This window comes from Bacillus sp. JJ1127 (assembly GCF_036965845.1).
Taxonomy (GTDB): domain Bacteria; phylum Bacillota; class Bacilli; order Bacillales; family Bacillaceae_G; genus Bacillus_A.
In genome coordinates this window covers 1-4,818 of record NZ_JBALQK010000069.1, presented here as the reverse complement: position 1 = coordinate 4,818, position 4,818 = coordinate 1, and the positions used below count along the sequence as shown (strand labels likewise).

6 protein-coding genes and 1 pseudogene are annotated in these 4,818 nt (G+C 36.7%); 5 read left to right on the top strand and 2 right to left on the bottom strand.

The window, feature by feature from the left end; translation table 11 throughout:
- Positions 1-148: 148 nt before the first annotated feature.
- Complete coding sequence (gene proC, locus V7183_RS08825; protein ID WP_335359236.1) at positions 149-958, top strand: pyrroline-5-carboxylate reductase; 810 nt, start codon at positions 149-151, stop codon at positions 956-958.
- A 314-nt stretch (positions 959-1,272) separates the two neighbouring features.
- On the opposite strand, the gene V7183_RS08820 is transcribed toward proC, so the two are convergent.
- A complete protein-coding gene (locus V7183_RS08820) occupies positions 1,273-1,422 on the bottom strand; it encodes a hypothetical protein (RefSeq protein WP_003208774.1) in 150 nt (49 codons plus the stop codon).
- A gap of 15 nt (positions 1,423-1,437) precedes the next feature.
- The gene (locus V7183_RS08815; protein WP_097898061.1) at positions 1,438-1,701 is read right to left on the bottom strand and encodes a YtzC family protein; all 264 of its coding nucleotides are present in this window, start codon (positions 1,699-1,701) and stop codon (positions 1,438-1,440) included.
- A 120-nt stretch (positions 1,702-1,821) separates the two neighbouring features.
- Between V7183_RS08815 and V7183_RS08810 the strand changes: the two genes are divergently transcribed.
- The 4 genes and pseudogenes from V7183_RS08810 to V7183_RS08795 all read left to right on the top strand — a co-directional run.
- Complete coding sequence (locus V7183_RS08810) at positions 1,822-2,781, top strand: TIGR01212 family radical SAM protein (RefSeq protein WP_335359235.1); 960 nt, start codon at positions 1,822-1,824, stop codon at positions 2,779-2,781.
- On the top strand, positions 2,778-3,350 hold the full coding sequence (locus V7183_RS08805) for a class I SAM-dependent methyltransferase (RefSeq protein ID WP_335359234.1): 573 nt from the start codon (positions 2,778-2,780) through the stop codon (positions 3,348-3,350). Before V7183_RS08810 ends, V7183_RS08805 begins: the two co-directional genes overlap by 4 nt.
- 128 nt (positions 3,351-3,478) lie before the next feature.
- Positions 3,479-4,369, top strand: coding sequence for an ABC transporter ATP-binding protein (locus V7183_RS08800; protein ID WP_335359233.1), 891 nt, complete (start codon positions 3,479-3,481; stop codon positions 4,367-4,369).
- A pseudogene (locus V7183_RS08795) lies at positions 4,338-4,799 on the top strand (ABC transporter permease); the annotation flags it as partial. The gene V7183_RS08800 and the pseudogene V7183_RS08795, both read left to right, overlap by 32 nt.
- Between the last annotated feature and the right edge of the window lie 19 nt (positions 4,800-4,818).

Below are 4,818 nucleotides of genomic sequence, written 5' to 3'. Positions count from 1 at the left end.
GTAATGCACTCTCTTAAAATGTTTTTTTATACTAATCTCGATATAGTTTATAATGTTAATTTCTTCTGTACGGGATGTCCTTAATTTTTTTAGAATAATAATTTCAAACCAATAAAATTTATAATAAAAGGAGCAAGAGCGAGTTATTATGAACAAACAAATAGGATTCATCGGATGCGGAAACATGGGTATCGCTATGATAGGTGGAATGATTAACAAAAATATAGTTTCTGCAGATAAAATAATTTGTTCAGATTTAAATGTCATTAATTTAAAAAATGCTAGTGATAAATATGACATAACTACAACTACTGATAATAATGAAGTAGCTAACAATGCTGATATTTTAATTTTATCAATCAAACCAGACCTATACTCATCAGTAATTAACCAAATAAAAGAGCAGATAAAAAACGATGTAATAGTCGTAACTATTGCTGCTGGAAAAAGTATTAAGAGTACTGAGGATGCTTTCGGCAGAAAGTTAAAGGTTGTTAGAGTAATGCCTAATACACCTGCTCTTGTTGGAGAAGGAATGTCTGCATTATGTTCTAATGAAATGGTTACAGAAAAAGATCTAGAAGATATACTAAATATATTTAATAGCTTTGGTCAAACAGAGATAGTAAATGAAAAATTAATGGATGTTGTAACATCTGTAAGTGGTTCTTCTCCAGCATATGTATATATGTTTATAGAAGCCATGGCAGATGCTGCTGTACTAGATGGTATGCCAAGAACTCAAGCATATAAATTCGCAGCTCAAGCTGTATTAGGTTCTGCAAAAATGGTACTTGAAACAGGAATACATCCAGGCACACTTAAAGATATGGTTTGTTCTCCAGGTGGAACGACAATAGAAGCTGTAGCAACATTAGAGGAAAAAGGCTTAAGAACAGCTATCATTTCAGCTATGAAACGTTGTACTCAAAAATCTGTTGAAATATCCAGTTTATAAAAAACTATAATTATATAACAAATAAGAGAATTACCATGATCTTCGCCCATCTTCACCAGACTCGACTTCCCTTTGTCCTATTGTTAAGTTACTTTTAACGAGGCGGCAAGGTTCACTTTATGTTACGGTCTGCTGATTTGCTCGCACTTCTACTAGAAGTTACTTTGTCACAGAGCTTCAACCTTAGGATTTCTCCACCAGCTGTCAACTACTAGGCGACTTGGTTCCTACCTAGATTGGACTTTCACCAGTAAGCAGTGCCCAGCTTAGCTGGGCATGCTAAAAAGTAAAGCCAGGTCTTACTGCGACCTGGCTTACTCTGATTGCTTCGATTTTTGTGGTTGTCCTTTTTTACGATTACGTTGTTTTGCTTGTACAACTGGATCGAGTTCATTTGAAAATTCAGCGTTGTGTCCATTTTGTGTTTTTTGCTCTGGATTATTTTGATCTGAACGCTTTGCCATTACATTCACTCCTTATTAGTGCGGTGTAATAATCATTTGATGCTGCAGTTGACGAACTGCCATACGAGCACGGTTTAGCTGCTCCCGCTGTTCATCATTCGCATGTTGCTGCATAACTTGTAAATCATTATAGGCCTGTTCTAATTTTAGCTGCGCATCAGAATATTCCATTGTATTGTAATGCTCTTGTCTCATGCCAAGATCTAATTGTTCTTTTGCATATTCGATTGCTTGCTCTGCTTGCGTAATGTATTCTTCAAGTGATTGACGCTCTGCCATAACAAATTCCTCCTTGCCGTTACTTCCCCTTTAGTGTGTCCCTTCCATATCGACCTTATGAGTATGTTATAATGGATTTTGTTTTTACTGTACGCTCTTAGATTTAGGAGGAATATAAGCATGAAGGTTCAAAATCCTTTTCCATATACAAATGACAACAAACGTTACCATACTTGGAACTATCATTTACGAAAAGAATTTGGTGAAAAAATCTTTAAAGTCTCATTAGATGCCGGCTTTGACTGCCCGAACCGTGACGGCACAGTCGCATATGGCGGTTGTACATTTTGCAGTGCTGCTGGTTCTGGCGACTTTGCTGGTGATCGCCGCGATGATGTTATAACGCAGTATCATGAAATGAAAGAAAAAATGCACTCAAAATGGAAAGACGGAAAGTGCATTGCTTATTTCCAAGCATACACAAATACGCACGCTCCAGTAGAAGTGTTAAAAGAAAAATTCGAACCGCTTTTAGCAGAAAAAGATGTTGTTGGTCTTTCTATTGCCACACGCCCAGACTGCTTGCCTGATGATGTTGTTGAATATTTAGCTGATTTAAATAAACGGACATATCTTTGGATCGAACTCGGACTACAAACCGTTCATGAACGTACAGCAAATCTTATTAACCGTGCCCATGACTATCCATCATACGTGGAAGGTGTAAACAAACTTCGTAAGCACGGCATTAAAATATGTTCCCATATTATTAACGGGCTTCCTCTTGAAGACTATGACATGATGATGGAAACAGCACGTGAAGTAGCAAAGCTTGATGTACAAGGAATTAAAATTCATTTACTTCATTTATTAAAAGGAACACCAATGGTGAAGCAATATGAAAAAGGACAATTAGAATTTCTTTCCCTTGAAGATTACGTCAATCTCGTTGTCGATCAACTTGAAATCATTCCCGCAGAAATGATTGTGCACCGCATCACAGGTGACGGTCCACCTGAATTAATGATTGGTCCAATGTGGAGTTTAAATAAATGGGAAGTATTAAATGCCATCGATGCGGAATTCGTACGCCGCGGAAGTTGGCAAGGAAAATATGCAAACGAGGTGAAGCAAGTATGAAATTAGAACGGGTACTACCGTTTGCGCGCACACTTTTGCAAACAGCTGTTAAAGAAGGCGATTATGCCGTAGATGCAACGCTTGGCAATGGTCATGATACTTGTTTTTTAGCAGAGATTGTTGGAGAAAACGGGAAAGTATTTGGATTTGATATTCAAAAAGAAGCCATTGAAAGTTCGACTACTCATCTAAAAGAAAAAGGATTAGAAGAACGAACAGTTTTAATTCATGATAGCCACGATACGCTATTATCAATCTTGCCAGCAGAAGCAAAAGGCAAAGTAACGGGAGCAATTTTCAATCTAGGTTACCTTCCTGGCGGCGACAAGCATATCGTCACAAAACCGAACTCGACAATTGCCGCTATCAAGCAGTTATTAGCAGTCATGGCACCAGAAGGAATCATCGTTCTTGTCATTTATCACGGGCATCCAGAAGGACAAGTAGAACGCGATGCTGTCTTACAATTCGCCGAGGAGCTTGATCAAAAAGAAGCTCACGTACTTCGTTACGGATTCATTAACCAGCAAAACAACCCACCATTTATTGTGGCGATTGAAAAGCGCTAAATATATCGGTGATTCGACAAGAAGCTTTATAAAAAAACGTGCACGTGCTGCACGTTTTTTTATTGTTCCAATAATAAGATATACCATATAATGGATATAGAGAACCTATAAAGAAGGAGGCAATCATTTTGTTATTAGAACTAAAGGAAATACAGAAGGTCTATGGTAAACAACTGATACTAAAGGACATTCATTTATCTATCCCAAAAGGACAAGCGGTTGCCATTATCGGTGGCAATGGTACTGGAAAAAGTACTTTACTCAAAATGATTGCTGGATTTATTGCCCCAACAACAGGCACAATCCACAAAGCATCAAATATGAAAATCGGATATGTACCCGAACATTTTCCAGAAGACATTCGTTTTACACTAGAAGATTATTTGTACCACCTCGGCCGTATTCATGGTTTATCGAAAGAGTATTTACAAAACAAAATCCCTTTGCTTCTAGAAAATTTTCATTTACAACACGCCAATCATTCCGTTATAAGAAATTTTTCAAAAGGAATGAAACAAAAAACAGGTATTATGCAGGCACTCCTTAGTGATGTCGATGTATTAATTTTAGATGAACCACTTTCTGGCCTTGATCCACAGTCCCAAAAAGAACTGGAACATATACTACTTACATTAAAAAAACAGGGTCTTACTATTCTCTTCACATGCCATGAAAAGCAACTATTAGAAAACTTTGCTGACCGAATCGTGACATTAGCGAACCATACCATTACAGCGGATATTTTAACATCTGATACAATCCCGAAAGAACATATCTATATAGAAGCAACGGTACCGCACACTTTTTCTATCCCAGAATTACAGAAACAATCTGGCTGTATACATGTTACATACACCGAAAGCAAAAACCTTATTCGATTACAAATTGAAAAGACGTATACAAATGACATACTTCAATATTTATTACATCACAATGCATTCATTACACTATTACAACCTAAATTCCTAAACAGAAAGAAGGATTGCTATGATTGCACTCATTCGTTACAATTTTCTTGATTATACAAAGTCATATAAATATGTTCCGCCCATCGCGATGTATATCGTCAGTTTACTCTTTGTTTATTCCTACACACCAAATCCAATTGTTGCAACATATTTAGAAACAGCACTTACGCTCTACTTACTTTCAGCTTGGATTACAATTACACTATTTCATACGGAAGACCCTGTTCAAGAACAAATGACGCTTTCTCATACAAAAAACATATGGACCCTATACCTCGGTAAATATGTAACGGTACTTATCATTTGCAGCATTCTATCCCTTATATCTGTTATATATCCAATTGCCTTTCATATGTTTAATGAAAAGATAACGGTTTCATTATTTATCACTGGTCTCCTTTCACACTTTTCTTTATCCATACTCGGTATTTCAATCGCAACATTATTTACACGAAATATCATTAAAAAAGCAAGTACAGCTTAATCTGTACCCTTTGTAA

Coding starts and splice junctions, on each gene's coding strand:
- proC (WP_335359236.1), top strand. CDS start 149: ATGAACAAACAAATAGGATTCATCGGATGCGGAAACATGGGTATCGCT.
- V7183_RS08815 (WP_097898061.1), bottom strand. CDS start 1,701: ATGGCAGAGCGTCAATCACTTGAAGAATACATTACGCAAGCAGAGCAA.
- V7183_RS08810 (WP_335359235.1), top strand. CDS start 1,822: ATGAAGGTTCAAAATCCTTTTCCATATACAAATGACAACAAACGTTAC.
- V7183_RS08805 (WP_335359234.1), top strand. CDS start 2,778: ATGAAATTAGAACGGGTACTACCGTTTGCGCGCACACTTTTGCAAACA.
- V7183_RS08820 (WP_003208774.1), bottom strand. CDS start 1,422: ATGGCAAAGCGTTCAGATCAAAATAATCCAGAGCAAAAAACACAAAAT.